The sequence below is a fragment of the Pseudomonas triticicola genome, from assembly GCF_019145375.1.
Classification (GTDB): domain Bacteria; phylum Pseudomonadota; class Gammaproteobacteria; order Pseudomonadales; family Pseudomonadaceae; genus Aquipseudomonas; species Aquipseudomonas triticicola.
The window spans coordinates 411,496-437,880 of record NZ_JAHSTX010000001.1 but is presented as its reverse complement, the minus strand read 5'-3'; the positions used below and the strand labels follow the sequence as shown (position 1 = coordinate 437,880).

Below are 26,385 nucleotides of genomic sequence, written 5' to 3'. Positions count from 1 at the left end.
ATTTGAATAGCGAAGATCAAGCGCCCTCCTCCTCTTCCTCATTCACGCGGTCACGCAATTCTTTACCCGGCTTGAAGTGCGGAACGAATTTACCGTCCAGACTTACCGACTGGCCGGTCTTTGGATTGCGGCCGACGCGCGGTGCGCGGTAGTGCAGGGAGAAGCTGCCGAAACCACGGATCTCGATACGATCACCGGTGGCGAGGCACTGAGACATTTGTTCAAGCATGGTCTTGATGGCCAGCTCCACATCTTTGGATGAGAGTAGCCCTTGATGGGTGACAATTCGTTCGATCAACTCCGACTTCGTCATATTTTTCCCTTCTTTTTCAAGCAGCTAGATCAGCGCTTGAAAGGTTTTAGCATGCCCGGAAGATTTTGAACAGCCCAGGGATTGACATATCTTTCCCGGGGTCAAAACGCCCATTTTCAGGGCACTCCAGTGGCGAGTCGGATCGCCGCTGCCCTAACGACACATCACCAGCATGGTCCGGGTCACGAAACCCGCCGGATTAAAGCCAAACGGGTACTCGTCTTCATCTTTGGCATCGTCAGAACGGGTGATGACCTTATAGCCCTTGCCTTTGCACTCCTTCGCTGCACGCTTCTGGCATTTCTCCCAACCGGAACCCAACCCGGAGCAATCGATCTCGATACCACTGACGCCGCGCACCGCATGGGTTTTCGCACTGGTGGTGCAACCTGCCAGCGCCAATACCACCGCAACAACAAATAACTTGTTCATCCACTTCCTTATGCCAGGCTAGCCTGACGACTAATGCTCACGATCAAGCTTAGTCGCGAATAGGCGATTGATCCGATTAAAGAAACAGACCCGCAGGCGTCGGCATTGGTTTCATGCACGGACGTACAAAGACCAAATCGCAGACACAAAAAAGGGCGACCGAAGTCGCCCTTTTTAATGATCAAGCAGAACTCAGTTCTGTTTGGCCATTGCTTGACGCAGCAGTGCCGCCATAGTGGTGTCAGCTGCTTCGCCTTCCGGAGCTGCTTTCAGGCTCTGGATGGCTTCTTTCTCTTCAGCATCGTCTTTCGACTTGATCGAGAGCTGGATTACGCGGCTCTTGCGATCAACGCTGATGATCTTGGCTTCAACTTCCTGGCCTTCTTTCAGAACGTTGCGCGCGTCTTCAACGCGGTCACGGCTGATTTCGGAGGCTTTCAGGGTAGCTTCGATGTCGTCGGCCAGAACGATGATGGCGCCTTTGGCGTCAACTTCTTTCACGGTACCGGTCACGATAGCGCCCTTGTCGTTAACCGAGACGTACTCGGAGAACGGATCGCTTTCCAGTTGCTTGATGCCCAGGGAGATGCGCTCGCGCTCTGGGTCAACCGACAGGATGACGGTGTCCAGCTCGTCGCCCTTCTTGAAACGACGTACGGCTTCTTCGCCCACTTCGTTCCAGGAGATGTCGGACAAGTGAACCAGACCGTCGATGCCGCCGTCCAGACCAATGAAGATACCGAAATCGGTGATCGACTTGATGGTGCCGGAGATCTTGTCGCCCTTGTTGAACTGGCCAGAGAAGTCTTCCCATGGGTTCGACTTGCACTGCTTGATGCCCAGGGAGATACGACGACGCTCTTCGTCGATGTCCAGAACCATGACTTCCACTTCGTCGCCGACTTGTACGACTTTCGAAGGGTGGATGTTCTTGTTGGTCCAGTCCATTTCCGAAACGTGTACCAGACCTTCAACGCCTTCTTCCAGCTCAGCGAAGCAGCCGTAGTCGGTCAGGTTGGTTACACGAGCGGTTACGCGAGTGCCTTCTGGGTAACGGGCTTTGATAGCAACCCATGGATCTTCGCCCAGTTGCTTCAGGCCCAGGGAAACACGGTTGCGTTCGCGATCGTATTTCAGAACCTTGACGTCGATTTCGTCACCAACGTTGACGATCTCGGAAGGATGCTTGATGCGCTTCCAGGCCATGTCGGTGATGTGCAGCAGGCCGTCCACGCCACCCAGATCGACGAATGCGCCGTAATCGGTGAGGTTTTTGACGATACCTTTGACTTGCTGGCCTTCCTGCAGGGATTCCAGCAGAGCTTCACGCTCGGCGGAGTTCTCGGCTTCGAGGACGCTGCGACGGGAAACGACAACGTTGTTGCGCTTCTGGTCCAGCTTGATGACCTTGAATTCCAGCTCTTTGCCTTCCAGGTGCGTGGTGTCGCGCACTGGACGGACGTCAACCAGGGAACCTGGCAGGAACGCACGGATGCCGTTAACGTCGACAGTGAAGCCGCCTTTAACCTTACCGTTGATAACGCCCTTGACCACTTCCTCGGCTGCGAAGGCTGCTTCCAGAACGATCCAGCATTCAGCGCGCTTGGCTTTTTCACGGGACAGCTTGGTTTCGCCAAAGCCGTCTTCAACCGAATCCAGAGCAACGTGAACTTCATCACCAACGTTGATGTTCAGTTCGCCAGCATCGTTGTAGAACTGCTCAAGCGGGATGAGTGCTTCAGACTTCAGACCAGCGTGAACGGTTACCCAGCGAGCCTGGTAATCGATATCAACGATAACACCGGTGATGATGGAGCCTGCCTGAAGGTTCAGGGTTTTCAGGCTTTCTTCAAAGAGTTCCGCAAAGCTTTCGCTCATTTTAATTCCTGTAGATGAGGGCGAAGTAAACGCCCATCTCCACACCCCAGACGGTGTGGGTTAGTTTCATTTAAAAGAAGCACCGCAGGACTATGACTGGTCCCCTGCGGCCTTCTTGGTCACCCGGCGATATCGCGAATGGCGATCTCGCTCATGATGCGTTCAAGCACCTGATCGATGGAAAGCTCCGTTGAATCCAGCTGAATCGCGTCGGCCGCCGGCTTGAGCGGGGCTACTGCGCGCTGGGTGTCACGCTCATCGCGTGCACGGATCTCATCTAGCAGACTCGACAGACTAACACCCTCGACTTTGCCCTTCAACTGCAAATATCGACGGCGCGCCCGTTCCTCGGCACTGGCGGTGAGGAAAATCTTCAGTGGTGCATCTGGAAAAACCACCGTGCCCATGTCGCGACCGTCCGCCACCAGCCCCGGCGCTTCCTGGAACGCACGCTGGCGCTGCAGCAGCGCCTCGCGCACGGCGGGCAGCGCAGCCACTTGCGAGGCGCCGGAGCCGACGCTTTCGGTGCGAATGACATCGCTGACTTCATCGCCTTCTAGAATGATCCGCTGCAGCTGACCTTCGGTCGCGGCGATGAACTGCACATCCAGATGAGCGGCCAATGTCTTCAGCAGCTCTTCATTGGTCAGGTCGACGCCATGGTTGTGCGCAGCAAACGCGAGCAAGCGATAAAGCGCACCGGAATCCAGCAGGTTCCAGCCCAGACGTTTGGCCAGAATCCCGGCGACCGTGCCTTTGCCGGAGCCGCTTGGCCCATCGATGGTGATGACCGGTGCAATGTTTTTCACGACTGAGCCTCTTGTGCCACACGAATGCCGACTTGCCCGCACAGCGCGAGGAAGTTGGGGAACGAGGTCGCGACGTTGGCGCAATCGTGGATGCGGATCGGTGCGGTAGCGCGCAACGAGGCGACGCTGAAGGCCATGGCGATACGGTGGTCGCCGTGCCCGTGCACTTCACCGCCGCCGATCTGGCCGCCGTCGATGATGATGCCGTCCGGGGTCGGTTCGCACTTGACGCCCAGCGCCAGCAAACCGTCCGCCATGACCTGAATCCGGTCGGATTCCTTGACCCGCAGCTCTTCGGCGCCGGTGAGCACGGTACGCCCTTCGGCGCACGCAGCCGCAACGAACAGGACCGGGAATTCGTCGATCGCCAGCGGCACCAGCTCTTCCGGAATCTCGATACCTTTGAGTTTAGCTGCGCGCACGCGCAAGTCAGCCACTGGCTCGCCGCCCACTTCACGCTGGTTTTCCAGAGTGATATCGGCGCCCATTAGCCGCAGGATATCGATCACGCCAGTACGGGTCGGGTTGATGCCGACGTGCTCGAGCACCAGCTCGGAGCCCTCGGCGATCGAGGCCGCGACCAGGAAGAACGCCGACGACGAAATATCGCCCGGCACTTCGATGTGAGTCGCGGTGAGCTTGCCGCCGGACTCGACCGAAGCCGTGGCGCCGTCAACGCTGACCGGGTAGCCGAAGCCACGCAGCATGCGTTCGGTGTGATCGCGGGTCGGTGCCGGCTCGGTCACCGTGGTCTTGCCTTCAGCATAGAGACCGGCAAGCAGCAGGCAGGATTTCACCTGGGCACTGGCCATCGGCATGGTGTAGGTCAGACCCTTGAGCTTGTGGCCACCGCGAATGGTCATCGGTGGGCGACCTTCGGCAGCGGTTTCGATCACGGCGCCCATTTCTCGCAGAGGATTAGCCACGCGATTCATCGGACGCTTGGACAGCGAAGCGTCGCCGGTCAAGGTGCTGTCGAAGTTCTGCGCCGCCAGCAGGCCGGAGAGCAGACGCATCGAGGTGCCGGAGTTGCCCAGGTAGATCGGGCCCGGCGCAGGTTTCAGGCCGTGCAGACCAACACCGTGGATAGTCACGCGGCCGTGGTGCGGGCCTTCGATGACCACGCCCATGTCGCGAAACGCCTGCAAGGTCGCCAGGGCGTCTTCGCCCTCGAGAAAGCCTTCGACTTCGGTGACGCCTTCGGCCAGCGAGCCGAGCATGATCGAACGGTGGGAAATCGATTTGTCACCCGGTACGCGAATCCGACCGGACAGGCGGCCACCAGGTTGAGCCAGGAAGATCAGATCGTTGGAATTCATAGCGTCCACATAGGCCCTGCGGGCCAGGATTTTACTGAAATGCTCGCGGGCAACCCGGGCGCGCGTGAAAACGCCCAACAATTGGTGCCCATCCCCTGCATCGACCGCGTCGCGCAAGGCGTCGAGGTCGCTGCGAAATGTATCGAGTGTGCGCAGGACAGCCTCGCGGTTGGCGAGGAAGATGTCGTGCCACATCACCGGGTCGCTTCCGGCGATTCTTGTGAAATCGCGAAAACCACCGGCAGCGTAACGGAAGATCTCCAGATTTTCATTGCGCTTGGCCAACGAATCGACCAGACCGAAGGCCAGCAGATGCGGCAAATGACTGGTCGCGGCCAGCACTTCGTCGTGACGCTCGACCTGCATGTGCTCGACATCGGCGCCCAGTTCGCGCCAGAGACGATCAACCAGCGCCAGCGCGGCAGGATCGGTCTGCTCGAGCGGCGTCAGGATCACCTTGTGCCGGCGGAACAGCTCGGCATTCGAGGCTTCCACCCCGCTCTGCTCGGAACCGGCAATCGGGTGCCCCGGCACGAAACGCGCCGGCATGCCGCCGAACGCCTCGGTCGCCGCGCGCACTACGTTGCCTTTGGCGCTGCCGACATCCGTAAGAATCGCCTGCCCCAGGTCCATGACAGCCAGACGCGCGAGCAGCTTTTCCATGGCCAGAATCGGCACCGCCAGCTGAATCACATCGGCACCGACGCAAGCCGCCGCCAAGTCGTCTTCGCAGCGATCGACCACACCCAATTCGACCGCGAGCTTGCGCGATTGCGGGTCGAGATCAACGCCGACCACTTCACGGCACAGGCCGCTTTCACGCAAACCCTTGGCAAACGAACCACCGATCAACCCCAGACCGACCACCACAAGGCGACCGATCATAGGTGCAGCAGGTTGCAGCGCAGTGACATCAACCACGAGCCAGAACCTTGCGCAGCGCTTCGAGGAAACGGCTGTTTTCTGCCGGCAGACCGATGGTCACCCGCAGGTGGTTCGGCATGCCGTAATTGGCCACCGGACGCACGATCACGCCTTCGCGCAGCAAGCCCTGAAAAATCGGCGCCGCGACCACGCCGAGATCGACGCAGATGAAGTTGCCTTTGGACTCGATCCAGCCCAGCCCCAACTCACGGAAACCCGCCTGCAACTGGTGCATGCCGGATTCGTTGAGCTGACGGCTTTGCGCCAGATATTCCTCGTCCTTCAGCGCCGCACACGCCGCCGCCAACGCGAGACTGTTGACGTTGAATGGCTGGCGAACGCGGTTCAGCACGTCTGCCACCACAGGCGTCGACAAGCCATAACCGACGCGCAGCGCGGCCAGACCATAGGCCTTGGAGAAGGTGCGCGACACCAGCAGGTTCGGGTACGCCGCGAGGAAGTCGAGACCGTCCGGCAAATCGCTGCCTTCGGCGTACTCGATGTAAGCCTCGTCGAGGACTACCAGCACATGCTCGGGAACGTCCTGCAGGAATTCGTCCAGCGCTTCTGCGCCGAACCAGGTGCCGGTCGGGTTGTTCGGGTTGGCGATGAACACCACGCGGGTGTTGGCATCGATGGCCGCAAGCATCGCCGGCAGGTCATGGCCCCAGTCTTTGGCTGGAACGACTTTGGCCTGCGCACCGACAGCTTGGGTAGCAATCGGATACACAGCGAATGCATGTTCGCTGAACACCGCATTCAGGCCCGGCGCCAGATAGGCACGCGCAACCAGCTCAAGAATGTCGTTGGAGCCATTGCCCAGCGTGACCTGATTCAGCTCGACACGGCACTGCTCGGCGAGCAGCGATTTCAGGGCGAAACCATTGCCGTCCGGGTAGCGGGTCAGCTCGGCCAGCTCTTCGCGAATCGCCGCCAATGCCTTCGGGCTGGCGCCCAATGGGTTTTCGTTGCTCGCCAGTTTGACGATTTTTGCCGGATCCAGATCCAGCTCGCGCGCCAGTTCGTCCACAGGCTTGCCCGGAACGTACGGCGAAAGTTGTTGCACGCCCGGCTGTGCCAGAGCGAGGAAGTTGCCACTCATTTGCTACCGCCCCTTAGAGAACTGCTTTCGGGTAGGAACCCAGCACTTTGAGTGCTACTGCTTCCTGACTGATCTTTTCCAGCACACCTTTGATCAACGGATCGCGGTGGTGGCCGACGAAGTCGATGAAGAACACGTAGGTCCATTTGCCGCTGCGCGACGGACGGGTTTCGATGCGGGTCAGGTCAATGCCATTGTCGTGGAACGGCACCAGCAGCTCGTGGAGCGCGCCGGGCTTGTTGCTCATCGACACGATGATCGAGGTCTTGTCGTCGCCGGTAGGCGGCACTTCCTGGTTACCGATCATCAGGAAGCGCGTCGAATTGTCCGGGCGATCTTCGATCTTCTCGGCCAGACGCGTCAGGCCATACAGCCCTGCCGCCATGTCACCAGCGATCGCTGCCGAATTCCACTCACCCTTGACCCGCTTGGCCGCTTCGGCGTTGCTCGACACCGCGACGCGTTCGACATTCGGGTAATGCGCGTCCAGCCACTTGCGGCACTGGGCCAGCGACTGCGCGTGGGAATAGATGCGGCTGATGCTGTCAGTCTTGGTGTTTTCACCGACCAACAGGTGATGGTGAATGCGCAGCTCGACTTCGCCACAGATGACCATGTCGTGCTCGAGGAAGCTGTCGAGGGTGTGGTTGACCGCGCCTTCGGTGGAGTTTTCCACCGGCACCACGCCAAAATTCACCGCACCGGCCGCCACTTCACGGAACACTTCATCAATCGCCGCCATCGGCTTGCTGATCACCGCGTGACCGAAGTGCTTCATCGCGGCAGCCTGGGTGAAGGTGCCTTCAGGGCCGAGGTAAGCCACTTTCAGCGGCTGCTCCAGCGCGAGGCACGACGACATGATTTCGCGGAACAACCGCGCCATCTCTTCGTTGCCCAGCGGCCCCTGGTTGCGCTCCATCACCCGTTTGAGCACCTGAGCTTCGCGCTCAGGACGATAGAACACCGGCACTTCGCCTTCGGCCAGCGAGGCCATCTTCACGCGGGCGACTTCCTGGGCGCAACGCGCACGCTCACTGATCAGCTCCAGAACTTTGGTGTCCAGAGCGTCGATGCGAACGCGCAGTGCCTTGAGTTCTTGCTCGGACATCAGCCGTGTTCCTTCTCGAATTCCGCCATGTACGCCACCAGCGCGTTGACCGCAGTGATGTCGACGGCGTTGTAGATGGAGGCGCGCATACCGCCCACCGAACGGTGACCCTTGAGGTTGAGCAGACCGCGCTCGTCGGCACCGGCGAGGAACGGCTTGTCCAGACGATCGTCAGCGAGACGGAACGGCACGTTCATCCACGAGCGATCCGACTTGTTGATCGGGTTGCTGTAGAGGCCGCTGGCATCGATGAAGCCGTACAGCGTGCGCTGCTTGACGTCGTTGAGTTTGGCGATCGCTTCAACGCCGCCCTGCTCTTTCAGCCATTGGAACACCAGACCGGACAGGTACCAGGCCAGCGTCGGCGGGGTGTTGTACATCGAACCGTTATCAGCTGCGACCTTGTAATTAAGCATGGTCGGGCAGAGCGAGCGGGCCTTGCCCAACAGGTCTTCGCGGATGATGTTGACGACGATGCCGCTCGGGCCGATGTTCTTCTGCGCGCCGGCGTAGATCATGCCGAAACGCGAAATATCGACCGGGCGCGAGAGGATGTCCGAAGACATGTCCGCCACCAGCGGTACGTCACCGGTTTGCGGGATCCACTGAAATTCCAGACCGCCGATGGTTTCGTTCGGCGCGTAGTGAACGTAAGCGGCGTCTTTCGACAGATTCCACTCGTTCTGGCCGGGAATGGCGAAATAGTCGTAAGGCTTGGCAGTGGCAGCAACGTTGACGTGGCCGTAGCGCGAGGCTTCTTCGATAGCTTTCTGCGACCAGATACCGGTGTCGATGTAGTCGGCCGAGCCGCCTTCAGGCAACAGGTTCAGCGGGATTTGCGCGAACTGCTGGCTCGCGCCGCCCTGCAAAAACAGCACTTTGTAGTTCGACGGGATATTCAGCAGGTCACGCAGATCCTGCTCGGCCTGGGTGGCGATGGACACGAACTCATCGCTGCGATGGCTCATTTCCATGACCGACAGACCCTTGCCGTGCCAATCAAGGAGTTCACCCTGGGCGCGCTGCAGGACAGCTTCAGGCAGCGCCGCCGGACCGGCGCAGAAGTTATAGGCTCGCTTGCTCACATCCAATCTCGCTCTGATTTGGTGGTCACTTGAATCTTTTGGTTTGCGACTGATCGTTCCCACGCTCCGCGTGGGAATGCATCCAATGACGCTCTGCGTCATGGGACGCGGAGCGTCCCCAGCGGCATTCCCACGCAGAGCGTGGGAACGATCATCCGCAGTGTTGCAAATTTTCATACCGGACAAATAACAAGGGGGCGAATTCTCATCCGCCCCCTCGTTTGTCCGCTTATTCCTGCGGTTCTTCGTCTGCTGCGGCGTCGAGTTGCTGGTCTTCACCTGCTTCGTCGATACCGACGCTGCCTGCGATTTCCTCGCCCTCTTCACCTTCGAGCTCTTCGCCTTCGATTTCCGATGGCTCCTGAACCCGCTCCAGGCCGACCAGGGTTTCATCCTTGGCCAGCTTGATCAGCGTCACGCCCTGAGTGTTACGACCCAGGCTCGACACTTCGCCGACACGGGTACGCACCAGGGTGCCCTGATCGGAGATCAGCATGATTTCTTCGCCGTCGAGTACCTGTACCGCGCCGACCAGACGGCCGTTACGCTCGTTGCTGACCATGGCGATCACGCCCTGACCGCCACGCTTGTACTCAGGGAACTCGGTGATCGCGGTGCGCTTGCCATAACCACGCTCGGAAGCGGTGAGGATCTGGCTGCCTTCTTCCGGGATCAGCATGGAAATCAGCTTCTGCCCTTCCGGCAGACGCATGCCGCGCACGCCGCGAGCGGTACGACCCATGGCACGCACGTCGGACTCTTTGAAGCGGGTGACCTTGCCGCCATCGGAGAACAGCATCACTTCGCGCTCGCCATCGGTGATGGCCGCAGAGATCAGCACGTCGCCTTCGTCCAGTTCCAGCGCGATCAGACCGACGCTGCGCTGACGGCTGAAGGACTCCAGCGGGGTCTTCTTCACGGTGCCGTTGGCGGTGGCCATGAAGATGTAGTGACCTTCGGTGTATTCCTCGACCGGCAGCATGGTGGTGATGTATTCACCATCATCCAGCGGCAACAGGTTGACCAGCGGACGACCACGGGCCGCGCGGGATGCTTCCGGAATTTCGTAGGTCTTGAGCCAGTACACCTTGCCCTTGCTGGAGAACAGCAGCAGCGTGGTGTGGCTGTTGGCGACCAGCAGGTGAGCGATGTAGTCCTCGTCCTTGACGCCAGTGGCCGACTTGCCTTTGCCGCCACGACGCTGAGCCTGGTACGCAGCCAGCGGCTGGGTCTTGGCGTAGCCACCGTGGGAGATGGTCACGACGCGCTCTTCTTCCGGGATCATGTCACCCAGGGTCAGGTCGAGACGGGCATCGAGAATTTCGGTGCGGCGCACATCGCCGTATTCGGCGCGGATCACTTCCAGTTCTTCGCGGATCACTTCCATCAGGCGCACAGCGCTGTTGAGGATGCGGATCAGCTCGCCGATCTGGTTGAGGATCTCCTGGTACTCGGCCAGCAGCTTCTCGTGCTCCAGACCGGTCAGACGGTGCAGACGCAGTTCGAGAATCGCTTGGGCCTGTTCTGGCGAGAGGAAGTACTTGCCTTCACGCAGGCCATATTGCGGATCGAGGTTTTCCGGACGGCACGAATCGGCACCGGCACGCTCAACCATCGCCACCACAGCCGAGGATTCCCAAGGCGTGCTGATCAGCGCTTCCTTGGCTTCCGACGGCGTTGGCGAAGCCTTGATCAGGGCGATCACCGGGTCGATGTTCGACAGGGCAACGGCCTGGCCTTCGAGAATGTGCCCACGCTCGCGCGCCTTGCGCAATTCGAACACGGTACGACGGGTAACCACTTCGCGACGGTGACGGACGAAGGCTTCCAGCAGATCCTTGAGGTTGAGGATACGTGGGCGGCCGTCGATCAGCGCGACGATGTTGATGCCGAATACCGATTGCAGCTGGGTCTGGGCGTAGAGGTTGTTGAGGATCACCTCAGGCACTTCGCCGCGACGCAGCTCGATCACGACGCGCATACCGTCCTTGTCGGACTCGTCGCGCAGCTCGGTGATGCCTTCGAGCTTCTTCTCTTTGACCAGCTCGGCGATCTTCTCGATCAGACGCGCCTTGTTCAGCTGGTAAGGCAGCTCGGTGATGACGATCTGCTGACGGCCACCCACCTTATCGATGTCTTCGATGATCGAGCGGGCACGCATGTAAATGCGTCCGCGACCGGTGCGGTAGGCTTCGATGATGCCGGCGCGACCGTTGATGATCGCAGCCGTCGGGAAGTCCGGGCCGGGAATATATTGCATCAGCTCATCGACGGTCAGCTCAGGGTTGTCGATGAGGGCCAGGCAACCGTCGATGACTTCACCGAGGTTGTGCGGCGGAATGTTGGTCGCCATGCCCACGGCGATACCGCTGGAACCGTTGACCAGCAGGTTCGGCACGCGGGTCGGCATGACTGCCGGGATCAGTTCGGTGCCGTCGTAGTTCGGCACCCAGTCCACGGTTTCCTTGTGCAGGTCAGCCAGCAGCTCGTGCGCCAGCTTGGTCATGCGCACTTCGGTGTATCGCATGGCCGCAGCGTTGTCGCCGTCGACCGAACCGAAGTTGCCCTGGCCGTCGACCAGCAGGTAGCGCAGGGAGAAAGGCTGGGCCATGCGAACGATGGTGTCGTACACGGCAGTGTCACCGTGCGGGTGATACTTACCGATCACGTCGCCGACGACACGGGCAGATTTCTTGTACGGCTTGTTGTAGTCGTTGCCCAGCTCGCTCATCGCGAACAGTACGCGACGGTGCACGGGCTTGAGGCCATCGCGCGCATCCGGCAGTGCACGGCCGACGATCACGCTCATTGCGTAGTCGAGGTAGGACTGTTTCAGCTCGTCTTCGATATTGACCGGGAGGATTTCTTTGGCCAGTTCGCCCATGAGAAGCCTGATTCCTTTTTCTGGTGAAACTTCGTCATATCCATGTGGGAGCAACGAAGCTCGTCGGGGCCGGCCGAGTGCCATGCGCCGACTTACGACAAATCAACATTGGATCGCGGATTTGCGCAGTAAAGACAGCTCCGTGGAGCCGCCTCGGAAAACGCCGGATGTTATCACAAAGGCCGCCACGCACCTATCCCCCAGATGCGCATGGAGCATAGTTAGTTGACCGATGACAGGCTTGAGGGGGACGAGAGAGGCTCAGAGCTTGGTTGAATGTGAAATCGGGGTCTGAATTAGCGATGTTTATTGACATTACCGACCTCTTCGCGAGCAGGCTCGCTCCCACACAGGCCAGTGGCGTTCACAAAACCTGTGGGAGCGAGCCTGCTCGCGAATGGCTCAACACAACACCAAAGCCTGTCAATGCAGGCGCTTGCGACACATCAGCTGGGCCATTTTCGCGGTGTCCGGGCGTTCGACGATGCCTTTCTCGGTGACGATCGCGTCGATCAGATCCGCCGGGGTGACATCAAACACCGGGTTGAACGCTTCAACATCGGCACCGACGCGTTTACCGCCGACTTCCAGCAGTTCGGCGCCATCACGCTCTTCAATCGGGATGTCATCGCCGCTGGCCAGATTCATGTCAATGGTCGAACTCGGCGCCACGACCATGAAGCGCACGCCGTGGTGCATGGCGTTGACTGCCAGTTGATAGGTGCCGATCTTGTTCGCCACGTCGCCATTGGCGGTGATGCGGTCAGCGCCGACGATCACCCAGGTCACGCCTTTGGTTTTCATGATGTGCGCGGCGGCGGAGTCGGCATTCAGGGTCACCGGGATGCCTTCGTTGGCCAGCTCCCACGCGGTCAGCCGCGAGCCCTGCAACCATGGCCGGGTTTCGTCGGCGTAAACGCGCTCGACCATGCCTTCTATATAAGCAGCGCGGATCACCCCCAGCGCAGTACCGAACCCGCCGGTGGCCAGCGCGCCGGTATTACAGTGGGTCAGGATGGCTTGAGCGTTGCCCTGATGCTTGCGGATCAGATCGACACCAAGCTGCGCCATGGTCAGGTTGGCCTCGCGGTCGCTTTCATGAATGGCGATAGCTTCGGCTTCCAGAGCCGCCAGCGGATCGGCGTTGCTTTTCAGCCGATCCAGGCGATCATGCATGCGCCCCAGCGCCCAGAACAGATTGACCGCGGTCGGACGCGAATCGGCCAGCAGAGCGAAATCCTCTTCCAGCGCCGCGTACCAGTCGCCGCCCTCGGCAATCCGCGCCCGCGCCGCGAGGACGATGCCATAAGCCGCACTGATGCCGATGGCCGGCGCGCCCCGCACGACCATCGAGCGAATCGCCTCGGCCACGCCGGCGGCGCTGGTGTAGGCGATCCAGGTTTCCTCGAACGGCAAAATACGCTGATCCAGCAGGTGCAGCGCGCCATCACGCCAATCGATGGCCTTCACTTTCTCCGCAGCCAACAGTCGATCGCGCATCCCACACCCCGCACTCATGAACAAAAGCCGCCGATTATAGCGATCCCCCCGCGAAGACGCTCGGGTATACTTCGCCATCCTTTACAAAAGCACTGGAACCGACCCTCGATGCCGAAACCTGCCATTGCGCTCGACCTGTTATTGCTGCCGACCTGGCTGGTCCCCGTCGAACCTGCAGGCGTGGTGCTCAAGGAGCACGGCCTGGGCATCCGTGACGGTTGCATCGTGTTTATCGGCCCGCGCGCCGAAGCGTTGAAGTGTAACGCGACAGAAATCCGCGAACTGCCGGATGTTCTGTTGGCGCCGGGACTGATCAATGCCCACGGCCACGCGGCGATGACGCTGTTCCGTGGCCTGGCTGACGATCTGCCGCTGATGACCTGGCTGGAAAACCACATCTGGCCGGCCGAAGGCAAATGGGTCGATGAGGATTTCGTCCGCGACGGCACCGATCTGGCCATCGCCGAGCAGATCAAGGGCGGCATCACCTGCTTCTCTGACATGTACTTTTTCCCGAAAGTCGCCAGCGAGCGCGTACACAACAGCGGCATCCGTGCGCAGATCGCCATTCCGATCCTCGATTTCCCGATCCCCGGCGCCAGCAGTGCCGACGAAGCCATTCGTCAGGGCGTCGAATTGTTCGGCGATCTCAAGCATCACGAACGCATCAAGATTACTTTCGGCCCTCACGCACCCTACACCGTCGGTGATGAGAACCTGGAGAAAATCAGGGTGATCGCCGAGGAGCTGGACGCTTCGATCCATATGCATGTGCATGAAACCGCATTCGAAGTGCAGCAGGCCGTCGAGCAGACCGGCGAACGGCCACTGGCGCGCCTTGGCCGCCTTGGCCTGCTCGGCCCGCGCTTCCAGGCGGTGCACATGACCCAGATCAGCGATGAAGACCTCGCGCTGCTGGTAGAAAGCAACAGCAGCGTGATCCACTGCCCGGAATCCAACCTCAAACTGGCCAGCGGCTTCTGCCCGGTCGAACGTTTGTGGCAGGCTGGGGTGAACGTTGCCGTCGGCACCGATGGCGCGGCGAGCAACAATGATCTCGACCTGCTCGGCGAAACCCGCACCGCTGCCCTGCTGGCCAAAGCCGTGGCAGGCTCTGCCACGGCGCTGGACGCCCATCGCGCCTTGCGCATGGCCACTCTCAATGGCGCCCGCGCGCTGGGGATCGAGGCGCAGGTCGGCTCGCTGGAGATCGGCAAAGCCGCAGACATCGTCGCTTTCGACCTGTCCGGTCTGGCGCAGCAACCAGTGTATGACCCAGTGTCGCAGCTGATTTATGCCACCGGGCGTGATTGCGTGAAACACCTGTGGGTTGCCGGCAAGCAACTGCTCGACGACCGGCGCCTGACCCGCATGGACGAACAACAGCTGGGCGCGACCGCCCGCCACTGGGGCCAGCGCATCAGCGGCCACACCGAATCGTAAACACCGCGGCGCAATCTCCGCGGCTACAGCCCTTTTCAGGTTTTTCGAGGAATTGAACATGAGCAACGTCGACCACGCCGAAATCGCCAAATTCGAGGCCCTGGCCCATCGCTGGTGGGACCGCGAAAGCGAATTCAAGCCGCTGCACGACATCAACCCACTGCGGGTCAACTGGATCGACGAGCGAGTCAATCTGGCCGGCAAGAAAGTCCTCGACGTCGGTTGCGGCGGCGGCATCCTCAGCGAAGCCATGGCCCAGCGCGGCGCCACGGTGATGGGCATCGACATGGGCGAAGCGCCGCTGGCGGTCGCACAACTGCATCAGCTGGAGTCCGGGGTCAGCGTCGAATACCGGCAGATCACCGCCGAAGCCCTCGCCGACGAAATGCCCGAGCAGTTCGACGTGGTCACCTGCCTGGAGATGCTCGAGCACGTGCCGGATCCATCCTCGGTAATCCGTGCCTGCTTCCGCATGGTCAAGCCGGGCGGCCAGGTGTTCTTCTCGACCATCAACCGCAATCCGAAGGCGTACCTGTTCGCGATCATCGGCGCCGAATACATCATGAAGCTGTTGCCGCGCGGCACCCACGACTTCAAGAAATTCATCCGCCCGTCCGAGCTCGGCGCGTGGAGCCGCATGGCTGGCCTGACCGTCAAGGACATCATCGGCCTGACCTACAACCCGCTGACCAAGCACTACAAGCTGGCCAACGACGTTGACGTCAACTACATGATCCAGACCCTGCGCGAGGAATAAGCCGATGGCCATCAGAGCGGTACTTTTCGACATGGACGGCACCCTGCTCGACACCGCGCCGGACTTCATCGCCATCTGCCAGGCGATGCGCGCCGATCGCGGTCTGCCGCCGATCAACGACAAGCACATCCGCGACGAGATTTCCGGCGGGGCCAAGGCCATGGTCGCGGTGACGTTCTCGATGGATCCGGAATCGCCCGGCTTCGAAGAACTGCGCCAGGAGTTTCTCGAGCGCTATCTGGTCGGTTGCGCAGTGCACAGTAAACTGTTCGACGGCATGGGCGAACTGCTCGCCGATATCGAAAAGGCCAACCTGATCTGGGGCGTGGTCACCAACAAACCGGTGCGCTTCGCCGAGCCGATCATGCAGCGCCTGGGGCTGGCCGAGCGTTCGGCGCTGCTGATCTGCCCGGATCATGTGAAGAACAGCAAGCCGGATCCGGAGCCGCTGATCCTAGCCTGCAAGATGCTTGATCTGGATCCGTCGACGGTCCTCTTTATCGGCGATGATCTGCGCGATATCGAATCGGGCCGCGATGCCGGCACCAAAACCGCTGCGGTGACTTACGGCTACATCCACCCGGACGACAATCCACGGCACTGGGGCGCGGACGTGGTGGTGGATCACCCGCTGGAGTTGCGCAAGGTGCTCGACAGCGCGCTGTGCAGCTGCTGACCTGACTGCTGCAAACTCCCTGTGTGGCGAGGGGATTTATCCCCGCTGGGCTGCGAAGCGGCCCCCGCTTTTATCCAGGCAATGTGACACACAGGTTTTGCGACGGCTTCGCCGCCGAACGGGGATAAATCCCCTCGCCACAGGGGTGAAGCAGGTCTTCATGAAATGGATTGTGAGGTTCTTATGTTTGATTACACCGCTCGCCCTGAATTGCTCAAGGATCGGGTCATTCTGGTCACCGGTGCCGGGCGCGGCATCGGCGCGGCTGCGGCGAAAACCTATGCCGCCCACGGTGCCACCGTGTTGCTGCTGGGCAAGACCGAAGCCAATCTGACCGAGGTCTACGACGCAATCGAAGCAGCGGGCCACCCGCAACCGGCGGTCATCCCGTTCAACCTCGAGACCGCCCTGCCCCATCAATATGATGAGCTGGCGGCGATGATCGAAACCGAGTTCGGCCACCTCGACGGCCTGCTGCACAACGCTTCGATCATTGGCCCGCGCACGCCGATCGAACAATTGTCCGGCGAAAACTTCATGCGCGTCATGCAGGTCAACGTCAACGCGATGTTCATGCTGACCAGCACACTGCTGCCGCTGCTCAAGCTGTCCCAGGATGCCTCGGTGGTGTTCACCTCCAGCAGCGTCGGGCGCAAGGGTCGCGCGTACTGGGGCGCTTACGGCGTGTCGAAATTCGCCACCGAAGGCCTGATGCAAACCCTGGCCGATGAAGTGGAGGGCGTTGCGCCGGTACGCTCCAACAGCATCAACCCGGGCGGTACGCGCACCAGCATGCGCGCGCAGGCTTATCCGGGGGAAAATCCGCTGAACAACCCGACACCGGAAGAGATCATGCCGGTGTATCTGTACCTGATGGGCCCGGACAGCGCGGGCGTCAATGGCCAGGCGTTCAACGCCCAATAACGCCATACGTCGCATTTGTTGCCGCGGCAGAATGCTGTCGCGGCAAGCCATTGCCGCTCATAACCATCACAAAGCCGCCAATAACCCAGCGCGGCGGCCCGGCATCTGTCAGCAAGTCATTGATTCGAAAAGCTTTAATTTAAATCGAACCGAATGGCACGGGTTTCGCTCTAAATTCCCTCAAAACATGCCGTGTGATGGCCATGGGGCAGACGCCGATTTCGATAGCTGACTGATCGTCTTGCGGCAGACTAAACTTACGCCAAACGTCCTACGGGACTGATGGATCAGTACGACGCGCAGCCCATAGCCGCTCTCACCCAGCCTGTAAGACAGACTTACTGCTTAGGGGCTCACGCCATATGAAATCTCCTTCCCAGACCCATGCAATCGACTTTGACAGTGCCAAATTGCAGCGCCTGGGCTTCGGTCAACTACCGGCGCTGATCGAGCGCCCGACCAGCCTGGCGCAACTGCGTCAGCAAATGAGCCTGCAACTGCAAACCAGCCTGGAGCCTCAGCGCATCCTTGGCCTGTTCTTCCGCGAAATCCAACGCCTGGTGCCACTGGACGCCCTGAGCTATGTGCATCAGGCCAGCGACTTGCGCCTGGAGTTCGGCGCGCGCGGCCACCACTCGGTCAGCTACACCCTGAGCCACGAAGGCGAGCACATGGGCGAGTTGGTCTTCCGCCGCAATCAGCGTTTCAACGACAAGGAACAGGGCGACCTCGAGTCGCTGCTGTCCTGCCTGCTGTACCCGATGCGCAACGCCCTGCTCTATCGCGCCGCGACCCAGAGTGCCTTGCGCGACCCGTTGACCGGTGCTGGCAACCGGGTAGCCATGGAGCAGACCTTGCAGCGCGAGATCGACATGTCGCGCCGTCATGCGCAACCGCTGTCGGTGCTGATGCTCGACATCGACCACTTCAAACGGGTCAACGATGACCACGGTCATGGTGCCGGCGATGAGGTGCTCAGAGCCATTGCCGCGTCGATCAAGGCGCAACTGCGCAACGTCGACATGGTGTTCCGTTATGGCGGCGAAGAGTTTCTGATCCTGCTGTCCAACACCGGTCGCGAAGCGGCGGCGATGGTCGGCGAGCGTTTGCGCCAGGCGACGCAGTCGGAGGAATACTTTGCCGATGGCCAGTTGATCGAGATCACCGTGAGCCTGGGATGCTCGACGTTACTGCCGGGCGAGTCGGCGGACAGCTTGCTGCGCCGGGCCGACAGTGCGCTCTATGTCGCAAAGCGCGAGGGGCGGAACCGGCTGGCGATGGCTGGCTGAAAAACAATTGTGGGAGCGAGCCGGCTCGCGAAGAGGGAGTGTCAGACAACGATTCGTTGCATGACCCACCGCTTTCGCGAGCAGGCTCGCTCCCACAGTTCAATCAGCTTTCGGTTACGGTCCGGCGCTCGCGGTTGACCAGCAAGCGCTCCGAAGTCTCCAGCTGCATGCACCGCTCCAGAAACAGATACATGTAGTCATAACTCTTGCAAATTGCCTGCCGTAGCTCGGCCTGCAACGCCTTGCTCGGGTTCATGCCGGCGAGGGTGCAGATGATTTCCAGCGCTTCCCACGGGTGGGCATCGTCGTACTGGGCATGCATCTTCAACCACTTCATCGCGCGCTTGCGGTCCTCTTCCGGGAACGCTGCCGCGTAGACCCCGGTCGAGCAGACCACCGCTGACCACTCCCCGGTCGCCCCCTCGATCGCATAGTTGGTCGCGGCAATCGCCACGATCAGCGAATCCGCCGAGCTGGTGTGCCAGCACCAATGACTCAGAGCATGCAGCTCCGGCGGCACTTGCTGGGCCTGGAGATCTTCGAGGCTGACGCCATGGGCGCGGCTCCAGTGCATCCAGTAGTCGGCATGGTTGAGTTCGACGCGGATGTTGCGCATCAGCCAGCGCCGCGCCATGTCTTCGCCGGGATGGCGGGCGAAGCGGGTCTTGGTCAGGTTCTGCGCCATGTACAAGGCAAACTGCTCGACCACCGGCCAGCCGCCGATGAGGTACTGGCGCATGGTTTTCGCGCTGAGTCTGTTGTCGCGCATGCGCTGATAAAGTTCATGTTCGACAACCCGGCGCTTGCTCTCGCTGCAATCCTTGATGAGCTGTTGCGCCCAGGCAGGATAACTTGCAGCTTCCATGAGGGGTCCGGTTCGGTTGAATGTGTCGATCACTGTTCGGCTCCTTTTGAGTTGTGATGGCAAGGATCGGCGAGAGACTTCAACGGAACGTGCCAGGCGCTTTGAACAACAACGGCTGCGGTCTGGCAGGGCGACTTTGCAAACTGTCACAGGTAAACAACTGCGGACGCTCGATGACATACCCCTGAGCGTAATCCACACCTATTTCAAGCAATGCCTGTTCGATCTGGTTAGTTTCAACAAACTCGGCAATTGTCTGCTTACCCATAACATGGCCGATGTGATTGATCACTTCGACCATTGCCCGATTAATCGGGTCGTCCAGCATATCCTTAACGAAACTCCCGTCGATCTTCAGGAAGTCTACAGGCAAATGTTTCAAGTAAGCGAATGAAGACATTCCGGCACAAAAGTCATCCAGAGAAAAGTGACAGCCTAAGCCTTTGAGTTCATTGATAAAACGAAATGCACTGCCAAGATTAGCGATTGCACTGGTTTCAGTAATTTCAAAACAAATCATTTCAGGCGGTATAGCGTAGTTAACAAACTGTTCCCGCAGGAAGTGCAAAAACGCGTCATCTCCTATAGTAATGCCTGACAGATTAATCGCACACATTGCCAAAGGAAGTTCATGTTCCTGTTCTATACACTGGGCAATAACCTTGAAAACATTTTCAACTACCCAGCGATCTAACTGGGTCATCAAACCATAACGCTCCGCTGCCGGAATAAAGCTGTCAGGCAAAATCATCCGTCCGGATTCATCATGCAAACGCAGGAGGATTTCGATGTGCCCGGCCTGGCCGGGTTGCGGCTTGAGCGGCGCGATCTGTTGGGCGTAAAGGCAGAAGCGGTTTTCTTCCAGCGCCATGTGCAGGCGCTGCACCCAGGCCATTTCACCGAAGCGCATGGACAGTTCGGAATCATCGGCATGGTAGACCTGCACGCGGTTGCGGCCCTTTTCCTTGGCCATGTAGCAAGCCATGTCCGCTGCACGCAACGAGGCCTCAAGGCTGGTGGGATTCTGCGCGATATGCACCAGGCCGATACTGACGGTGGTCAGGAACGGCCGCCCCTTCCAGACAAAATGCAGGTTCTGCACGGTCTGGCGCAGGCTTTCGGCAATCTTCTCGGCGATGTCCGGCGGGCAGTTCTCGAGCAAAATCCCGAATTCGTCGCCGCCCAGTCGCGCCAGGGTATCGCCCTCGCGCAAGTCTGATTGCAGCAGCGTGCAGATGTGCCGCAGCAACTCATCGCCCGCCGCGTGACCGCAGGTGTCGTTGACCAGTTTGAACTGGTCGAGATCGAGGAACATCAGTGCGTGCCGGCCGGGCTGGCGCGTCAGTTTGTGCAAGGCCTGTTCGAGGCGATATTCGAATTCGCGGCGGTTGGCCAGCCCGGTCAGGGCATCGTGGGTCGCTTGCCAGGACAGATTGGCGATGTATTGCCGCTCCTGAGTCATGTCGTGCAGCACCAGCACCGTGCCGCTGACATTCCCGGCATTACGGATCGGCGCGCCGACCAGGGTCACCGACAGGGTGCTGCCGTCCAGACGCTGGATCAGCTTGGAATGTTCGCTACCGCCGCTGAGCTGGCCGCTGAGAATGTGCTCGATCAACGTCAGCCCTTCGGTCTGGGCGTTATCGTCAAGCAGGTTGAACAGCGCCGACAACGGCAGCCCTGCCGCCTGCTCGGCCTTCCAGTGCGTCATGGCCTCGGCGGCCGGGTTCATGTAATCGATCGCGCCGTTGACGTCGGTGGTGATCACGCCATCACCAATCGACTGCAGAGTGATATGCGCGCGATCCTTTTCCAGTTGCAGCGCCTGGGCAAACTCATGGCGCTGCTTGAGCAGTTTGTGCGTGCGCCACAGCGCCAGCGCGATCAGACCCAGCGCGGTGGCCAGGTTGGTGAACAGCAGCAGGCGCATGATCACCCGCGAGCCTTCGCCCAAGGCATCGCTGAAAGCCCTGGCCGCTGGGGTGACTGCATCGTTGATGGCAAAGATCTGTAACTTCCAGCGCTGCACATCGCCGGGACTGGCCTGGTTCTGCGCAATGCCTTGGTGCATCTCCTGCGCGACTTCGTGCAGTCGGTCGAGATAGGCATCGCCAATCGTCCAGCGATCGATCGCGGTTTCCAGATAACTGTAGTGGCGGAAATTGAGGTACAGCCAGATGACGCTGGAGACATCGTCTGGATGATTACCGCCCTTAAGAATGCCTTCGCGCGCCGCTTGCAGATCCGGCGGCTGACGATCCAGCGCCAGACGCAATTGGTGCCCGCCCTGGGGCACGGCGATCGCCGTCAGGTATTTGCGATAGATCGCCTCGTCACGGCTGTCGGCGTAGAGGTTGAGGTAATAGATGGCGTCTTTCTGACCCTTGGACCACAGGCTTTCGCCAGCGACGTAGCCACGCACGGCCGAAAGCACGTAAAGGCTCACGCCCCCCAGTAATGCCTGGAACACCACGACAGCAATAAAGGGCCAGACGATACCCAACAACCGTGGTGTTCCCAGAGTCTGCTTTTGCTTCATGAGATTCCTTGCATGAGCACTGCCCGCTCGCCTTCCGGGCGAATTCGCTATGACGAGACTAGGTGGGGTTCTCGTTCAAGGCAAGGCGCGGCGTTACACCGCGCGCAGAACCTCTGACAGGTCGGCGAGGGTTTCGATCAGTGCTGTTGCAAGTTGCCGTAGAGCTTGGCGTACAGACCGCCGTCGGCGATCAGTTGGCGATGGTCGCCGTCCTCGGCGATCTGCCCGCCGTCGAATACCAGCACGCGGTCCGCCTGTTTCACCGCCGACAGGCGATGGGCAATGATCAGCGTGGTGCGGCCATGGAGAAATTTCGCCATCGCCTGGTGCAGGTTGTACTCGGTGGCGGCATCGAGGGCCGAAGTGGCCTCGTCGAGAATCACCACTTTCGGCTCGGCGAGAATCATCCGCGCAATCGCCAGACGCTGGCGCTGACCGCCGGACAAACGCACGCCGGAGCGACCAACGATGCTGTCGAGGCCAGCGGGCAGCGCACGGATGGTCGCGGCCATCTGCGCAATTTCCAGCGCCTGCCAGCAGGCTTCGTCGCTGCGCATGCGGCCCATGGTCAGGTTGGCGCGCACGCTGTCGTTGAACAGCGCCGGATGCTGCAGCACCACCGCGACGTTCTCGCGCACCGTCTCCAGACCGATCTCCTGCTGGGTCGACCCGCCAAAGCGGATGGTCCCGGCCGCTGGCGTGTACAGGCCCAGCAGCAACTGCACCAAGGTACTTTTGCCGCCGCCGCTGGCGCCGACGATCGCGACTTTTTCGCCGGGCAGGATCGACAGGTTCATCTGATCCAGCACCAACTCGTCGCCGTAACCGAAGCTCAGGCCTTGCACCTCGATGCCGACGGTGTCGCGTCCCTTGAACGGATCGACGCCGCCGGGATACTGCGGCTCGTCGGCGCGCGCCAGCAATTCATTGATCCGCGTCAGCGCACCGCCCGCCGCGTAATAGGCGTATTGCAGATTGAGCAGCTGTTCGACCGGGCCGATCATGAACCACAGGTAACTGAACACCGCGAGCATCTGCCCGATCGACAGGTCGGAAAACAGCACGGTGAGCATCGCCGCTGCGCGGAAGATGTCGATGCCGAACTGGAACAGCAAACCACTGGCGCGGTTCGAGGCGTCGGTTTTCCACTGCGAGTTGACTGCGTAGTTGCGCACCTCCTGCGCGCGCAAACCGAGGCGCCCGAGGAAATAGCCCTGGCGGTTGCCGGCGCGCACTTCCTGAATCGCATCGAGGGTTTCGCTCAGTGCCTGGGTGAAGCGCGAGGTGCTGTCGTTCTCGAGTTTTTTCAGGTGTTTGACGCGTTTGCCGAGCTGCACCGTGGCATAGATCACCAACGGGTTGAACAGCAGAATCAGCAGCGCCAGCTTCCAGTGCATCCACATGAGGATGCTGGCGGTGCCGACCAGGGTCAGCATCGCGACGAGGAAGCGGCTGAGGGTTTCGCCGACGAATTTGTCGAGGGTATCCAGATCGGTGACCAGGTGCGTGGTCACCGTGCCGCTGCCGAGGCTTTCGTATTCGCCGAGGGAAATGCGCTTGAGCCGCTCGATCAGGCGCACGCGAATGCGGTAGACGATGTCCTTGGCCAGGCGCGCGAACAGCCGCGACTGCAACACGCCAAAACACAGGGCGCTGCAACGCAAAGTCAGGGTCACCACCAGCATCAGGCCGATATAACCCGCCGCCTGCTGCCACATGCTCGGCAGAAAATGGTTCATGACTTTCAGTGCGGCATCGCCGTGGCCGAGCAGCACTTCGTCGACCAGCAACGGCAGCAGCAACGGGATCGGCACGCTGCACAGCGTCGCCAGCACGGCCACGCCGTTGGCGATCCACAGGGATTTCTTGTGATGCAGTGCCAGACGCCGGACTTCAGCCCAGCTCAGCCGGTCGACACGCTCTACGGCTGGCGTGTCATCGGCGCGGTCAGACACAGGCCGCGCGCTCCAGCCAGCGGCCGAGCAACGGCGACAGCTCGCTGAGCGGTTGATAGCCGTTGGTCAGCAGCGCCAGTTGCCCGTTGCGCTCGGCCAGCAGGGTCGGAAAACCGGCGATGCCCAGATCCTGGACCCAGGTGAAATCGGCCTGGGTCGCCTTGTGCTGATCGGCATGATCGAACAACGCCGCGAATTCAATACGCGGCACGCCGGCCTGCTCCGCCAGTTCGACCAGCACGCTGGCCTGGGTGACATCGCGCCCTTCGACGTAAAACGCCTGCTGGATCAGCCCGACCAGTGTCCACGCGCAATCCGGCGCCAGACTGCGCGCGGTGACAATGGCGCGACAGGCAGGCTCGGTGTCGTAGACAAAACCGTCGGGTAGCGCGCCATCGAACTTGAACGGCTGGCCGGTGGCCTGGGTGACCGCTTGCCAGTGCTCGAGAATATAGCGTCGCGTGGTCGGCTCCAGCGCCGAACCGCTGCCGGTGCGCAAGCCGCCCACCACCAGATGCAGCTCGACCCCGGCTGCCTGCGCTTGCTCGACCAGTGCCTTGGCCACCGGAGCAAAACCCCAGCACCATGAACACATCGGATCCATCACGTAGAGCAGGCGCGCAGACATGGTTAAGCCTCGGTGGATGCTTGCTTATAGTTGTAGCCGATCGGGTGCGGCTGGTTGCGCGCCTTGGCCAGTTCGATCTGCTTTTGCCGATCGATGGCGCTGCGCCGGGTTTTCTCGCTGAGCTTGTCCCAGCAGTGCGGGCAACTGATGCCGGCGACGTAGTGCTCGGAGGCGCGATCTTCAACGCTGACCGGCGTGCGGCAGGCATGACATTGATCGTAGTCGCCTTCCGTCAGGTCGTGACGCACGGTGACGCGGTTGTCGAAGACGAAGCAGTCGCCGCGCCACTTGGTTTCTTCCTGCGGCACCTCTTCGAGGTACTTCAGGATGCCGCCCTTGAGGTGGTAAACCTCTTCGAAACCTTCGCCGAGCATGTAGCTCGAGGCTTTCTCGCAGCGAATGCCGCCGGTGCAGAACATCGCGACCTTCTTGTGCACGGCCGGGTCGAAGTGTTCTTTGATGTAGTCGGGAAACTCGCGAAAACTGGTGGTTTTCGGATCGATGGCGCCTTCGAAGGTGCCGATCGACACTTCGTAATCGTTGCGCGTGTCGATCAGCAGCACTTCCGGGTCGCTGATCAGCGCGTTCCAGTCCTGCGGTTCGACGTAGGTGCCGACCTTCTTGTTCGGGTCAACGCCTTCGACGCCGAGGGTGACGATCTCTTTCTTCAGCTTGACCTTGGTGCGATAGAACGGCTGTTCGTCGCAGTACGATTCCTTGTGGTCGATGTCGACCATGCGCGGATCGTTCTTGAGCCAGGCGAGCAGGCCGTCGATGCCTTCGCGGCTGCCGGAAACCGTGCCGTTGATGCCTTCTTCGGCGATCAGCAGAGTGCCTTTGATGCCGTTGTCGACCATCGCTTGCAGCAGTGGCTCGCGCAGGTCAACGTAATCTTCGAGGGTGACGAACTTGTACAGTGCCGCCACGACAATCGGTTGTGTCATGGGTATTTCTCCAGGTGGCTACCCTCGCAAAGGGTGAACCGGATTCAAAAAAAAACGCGCCGGCTAAGCGGCGCGTCGGGATTTTAGCAAAAAAGCAGCTACAAGCTCCAAGCTTAAAGCGGCAAGCCAAAACTCATCCGCCTTTAACTTGCAGCTTGCCGCTTGAAGTTTACCGCTGATCCCCTCCTGCACAGGTCGGCGACGCCGGGGCGCCGTCGATCTCTGCCCATTCCTGCGGGGTGTAGGTGTGCAGCGCCAACGCATGGAACTCGCCCATCAGCTCGCCGAGCGTGCCGTAGACTTTCTGGTGGCGCTTGACCCGGTTCAGGCCTTCGAACTGCGCGCTGACCACCACCGCCTTGTAGTGGGTCTGAGACCCGCGACTGTGCATGTGGCTTTCGTCCAGCACTTGCAGGTGCTCAGGCTGTAACAGGGCCAGCGTCGATTCGATGCGTTGTTGCATGGTCATCACGAACTCCGCTTACTTCTTCTTGGCTGGCGCCGCGGCCGGGGTCAGCTCTTTGGTCATGTCGTCGAGCAGCTTGTTGACCACAGGCACCGCGCTTTCCAGTTTGCCCTGGGTCATCTGCGCCGACTGCTGGGTCAGCTGCGGCATTTTTTCCAAGACCTTTTTGCCCAGTGGCGACTGGTAGAAGGCAACCAGATCCTTGAGCTCGGATTCGCTGAAGTTGCTGGTGTAGAGCTTGACCATGTCGGGCTTGAGCTTGTTCCAGCCAATGGCCTGGTCCAGCGCAGCGTTGGCCTTGGCCTGATAGGTTTCGAGCACGGCTTTCTTCGACTCAGGCGCTTTGGTCTGTTCAAAGCGCTGGGCGAACATTTGCTGCACTTGCATGTACACCGGGGTACCCAGCTTGTCAGCGTGAGCCAGCGTCAGGAAAGCTTCGGCACTGGCGTTGTGGCTGGCGGTATCGGCAAGCACCTGGCCGCTGGCGCAAACCAGTGCAACCGCGGTACAGATGGCGCGAAGACGAGTCATCGAGTTTCCTTTAA

The 26,385-nt window shown here is 60.4% G+C and carries 22 protein-coding genes; 5 read left to right on the top strand and 17 right to left on the bottom strand.

What is annotated here, in order from left to right; all coding sequences use genetic code 11:
* Window positions 1–16: 16 nt before the first annotated feature.
* The 10 genes from ihfB to mtnA all read right to left on the bottom strand — a co-directional run bounded on the left by ihfB (window position 17) and on the right by mtnA (window position 13,354).
* Window positions 17–313, bottom strand: a complete 297-nt coding sequence (gene ihfB, locus KVG85_RS02000) for an integration host factor subunit beta (protein ID WP_007950920.1) — start codon at window positions 311–313, stop codon at window positions 17–19.
* Between the two features lie 153 nt (window positions 314–466).
* Window positions 467–745: a hypothetical protein gene (locus KVG85_RS01995; RefSeq protein WP_122603644.1), complete on the bottom strand. Its 279-nt coding sequence runs from the start codon at window positions 743–745 to the stop codon at window positions 467–469.
* Between the two features lie 192 nt (window positions 746–937).
* The gene (gene rpsA, locus KVG85_RS01990; RefSeq protein ID WP_016770920.1) at window positions 938–2,623 is read right to left on the bottom strand and encodes a 30S ribosomal protein S1; all 1,686 of its coding nucleotides are present in this window, start codon (window positions 2,621–2,623) and stop codon (window positions 938–940) included.
* Between the two features lie 119 nt (window positions 2,624–2,742).
* Entirely contained in the window at window positions 2,743–3,432 is a 690-nt protein-coding gene (gene cmk, locus KVG85_RS01985) for a (d)CMP kinase (RefSeq protein ID WP_024013869.1), read from the bottom strand.
* A complete protein-coding gene (locus tag KVG85_RS01980; RefSeq protein ID WP_236168542.1) occupies window positions 3,429–5,636 on the bottom strand; it encodes a bifunctional prephenate dehydrogenase/3-phosphoshikimate 1-carboxyvinyltransferase in 2,208 nt (735 codons plus the stop codon). Before KVG85_RS01980 ends, cmk begins: the two co-directional genes overlap by 4 nt.
* 28 nt (window positions 5,637–5,664) lie before the next feature.
* Window positions 5,665–6,777 (bottom strand): histidinol-phosphate transaminase, encoded by a 1,113-nt coding sequence (hisC, locus tag KVG85_RS01975; protein WP_071173169.1) that lies wholly within the window; start codon window positions 6,775–6,777, stop codon window positions 5,665–5,667.
* 13 nt (window positions 6,778–6,790) lie between these two features.
* Window positions 6,791–7,885 carry a prephenate dehydratase gene (gene pheA, locus KVG85_RS01970; RefSeq protein ID WP_016770924.1) on the bottom strand — a complete coding sequence of 365 codons (1,095 nt, stop codon included), beginning with the start codon at window positions 7,883–7,885 and terminating at the stop codon, window positions 6,791–6,793.
* Window positions 7,885–8,970 (bottom strand): 3-phosphoserine/phosphohydroxythreonine transaminase, encoded by a 1,086-nt coding sequence (serC, locus tag KVG85_RS01965; RefSeq protein ID WP_217862847.1) that lies wholly within the window; start codon window positions 8,968–8,970, stop codon window positions 7,885–7,887. Before serC ends, pheA begins: the two co-directional genes overlap by 1 nt.
* Window positions 8,971–9,199: 229 nt before the next feature.
* Complete coding sequence (gene gyrA, locus KVG85_RS01960) at window positions 9,200–11,854, bottom strand: DNA gyrase subunit A (protein ID WP_122611473.1); 2,655 nt, start codon at window positions 11,852–11,854, stop codon at window positions 9,200–9,202.
* Window positions 11,855–12,277: 423 nt separating this feature from the next.
* Window positions 12,278–13,354 (bottom strand): S-methyl-5-thioribose-1-phosphate isomerase, encoded by a 1,077-nt coding sequence (gene mtnA, locus KVG85_RS01955; RefSeq protein ID WP_016770927.1) that lies wholly within the window; start codon window positions 13,352–13,354, stop codon window positions 12,278–12,280.
* 108 nt (window positions 13,355–13,462) lie between these two features.
* On the opposite strand from mtnA, the gene KVG85_RS01950 reads away from it, so the two are divergent.
* From KVG85_RS01950 to KVG85_RS01930, 5 genes are all read left to right on the top strand, one after another.
* Window positions 13,463–14,797, top strand: a complete 1,335-nt coding sequence (locus tag KVG85_RS01950) for a TRZ/ATZ family hydrolase (RefSeq protein ID WP_024013874.1) — start codon at window positions 13,463–13,465, stop codon at window positions 14,795–14,797.
* 58 nt (window positions 14,798–14,855) lie between these two features.
* Entirely contained in the window at window positions 14,856–15,554 is a 699-nt protein-coding gene (gene ubiG, locus KVG85_RS01945) for a bifunctional 2-polyprenyl-6-hydroxyphenol methylase/3-demethylubiquinol 3-O-methyltransferase UbiG (protein ID WP_024013875.1), read from the top strand.
* Between the two features lie 4 nt (window positions 15,555–15,558).
* Window positions 15,559–16,230, top strand: a complete 672-nt coding sequence (gene mupP, locus KVG85_RS01940; protein WP_073472346.1) for an N-acetylmuramic acid 6-phosphate phosphatase MupP — start codon at window positions 15,559–15,561, stop codon at window positions 16,228–16,230.
* 183 nt (window positions 16,231–16,413) lie between these two features.
* The gene (locus KVG85_RS01935) at window positions 16,414–17,154 is read left to right on the top strand and encodes a YciK family oxidoreductase (RefSeq protein ID WP_076563767.1); all 741 of its coding nucleotides are present in this window, start codon (window positions 16,414–16,416) and stop codon (window positions 17,152–17,154) included.
* Between the two features lie 362 nt (window positions 17,155–17,516).
* Window positions 17,517–18,443, top strand: a complete 927-nt coding sequence (locus tag KVG85_RS01930) for a GGDEF domain-containing protein (RefSeq protein WP_024013877.1) — start codon at window positions 17,517–17,519, stop codon at window positions 18,441–18,443.
* 103 nt (window positions 18,444–18,546) lie between these two features.
* On the opposite strand, the gene KVG85_RS01925 is transcribed toward KVG85_RS01930, so the two are convergent.
* The 7 genes from KVG85_RS01925 to KVG85_RS01895 all read right to left on the bottom strand — a co-directional run bounded on the left by KVG85_RS01925 (window position 18,547) and on the right by KVG85_RS01895 (window position 26,371).
* Window positions 18,547–19,308, bottom strand: coding sequence for an iron-containing redox enzyme family protein (locus KVG85_RS01925; protein WP_166554491.1), 762 nt, complete (start codon window positions 19,306–19,308; stop codon window positions 18,547–18,549).
* A gap of 79 nt (window positions 19,309–19,387) precedes the next feature.
* Window positions 19,388–21,847 carry an EAL domain-containing protein gene (locus KVG85_RS01920; protein ID WP_217862846.1) on the bottom strand — a complete coding sequence of 820 codons (2,460 nt, stop codon included), beginning with the start codon at window positions 21,845–21,847 and terminating at the stop codon, window positions 19,388–19,390.
* 137 nt (window positions 21,848–21,984) lie between these two features.
* Complete coding sequence (locus tag KVG85_RS01915) at window positions 21,985–23,802, bottom strand: ABC transporter ATP-binding protein (RefSeq protein WP_076563770.1); 1,818 nt, start codon at window positions 23,800–23,802, stop codon at window positions 21,985–21,987.
* Window positions 23,795–24,397: a DsbA family protein gene (locus tag KVG85_RS01910; RefSeq protein ID WP_197047812.1), complete on the bottom strand. Its 603-nt coding sequence runs from the start codon at window positions 24,395–24,397 to the stop codon at window positions 23,795–23,797. Before KVG85_RS01910 ends, KVG85_RS01915 begins: the two co-directional genes overlap by 8 nt.
* A 35-nt stretch (window positions 24,398–24,432) precedes the next feature.
* The gene (gene trhO / locus KVG85_RS01905; protein ID WP_016770934.1) at window positions 24,433–25,374 is read right to left on the bottom strand and encodes an oxygen-dependent tRNA uridine(34) hydroxylase TrhO; all 942 of its coding nucleotides are present in this window, start codon (window positions 25,372–25,374) and stop codon (window positions 24,433–24,435) included.
* 169 nt (window positions 25,375–25,543) lie between these two features.
* Entirely contained in the window at window positions 25,544–25,843 is a 300-nt protein-coding gene (locus tag KVG85_RS01900; RefSeq protein WP_041478259.1) for a BolA family protein, read from the bottom strand.
* 12 nt (window positions 25,844–25,855) lie between these two features.
* Complete coding sequence (locus tag KVG85_RS01895; protein ID WP_016770936.1) at window positions 25,856–26,371, bottom strand: DUF2059 domain-containing protein; 516 nt, start codon at window positions 26,369–26,371, stop codon at window positions 25,856–25,858.
* Window positions 26,372–26,385 lie beyond the last annotated feature (14 nt).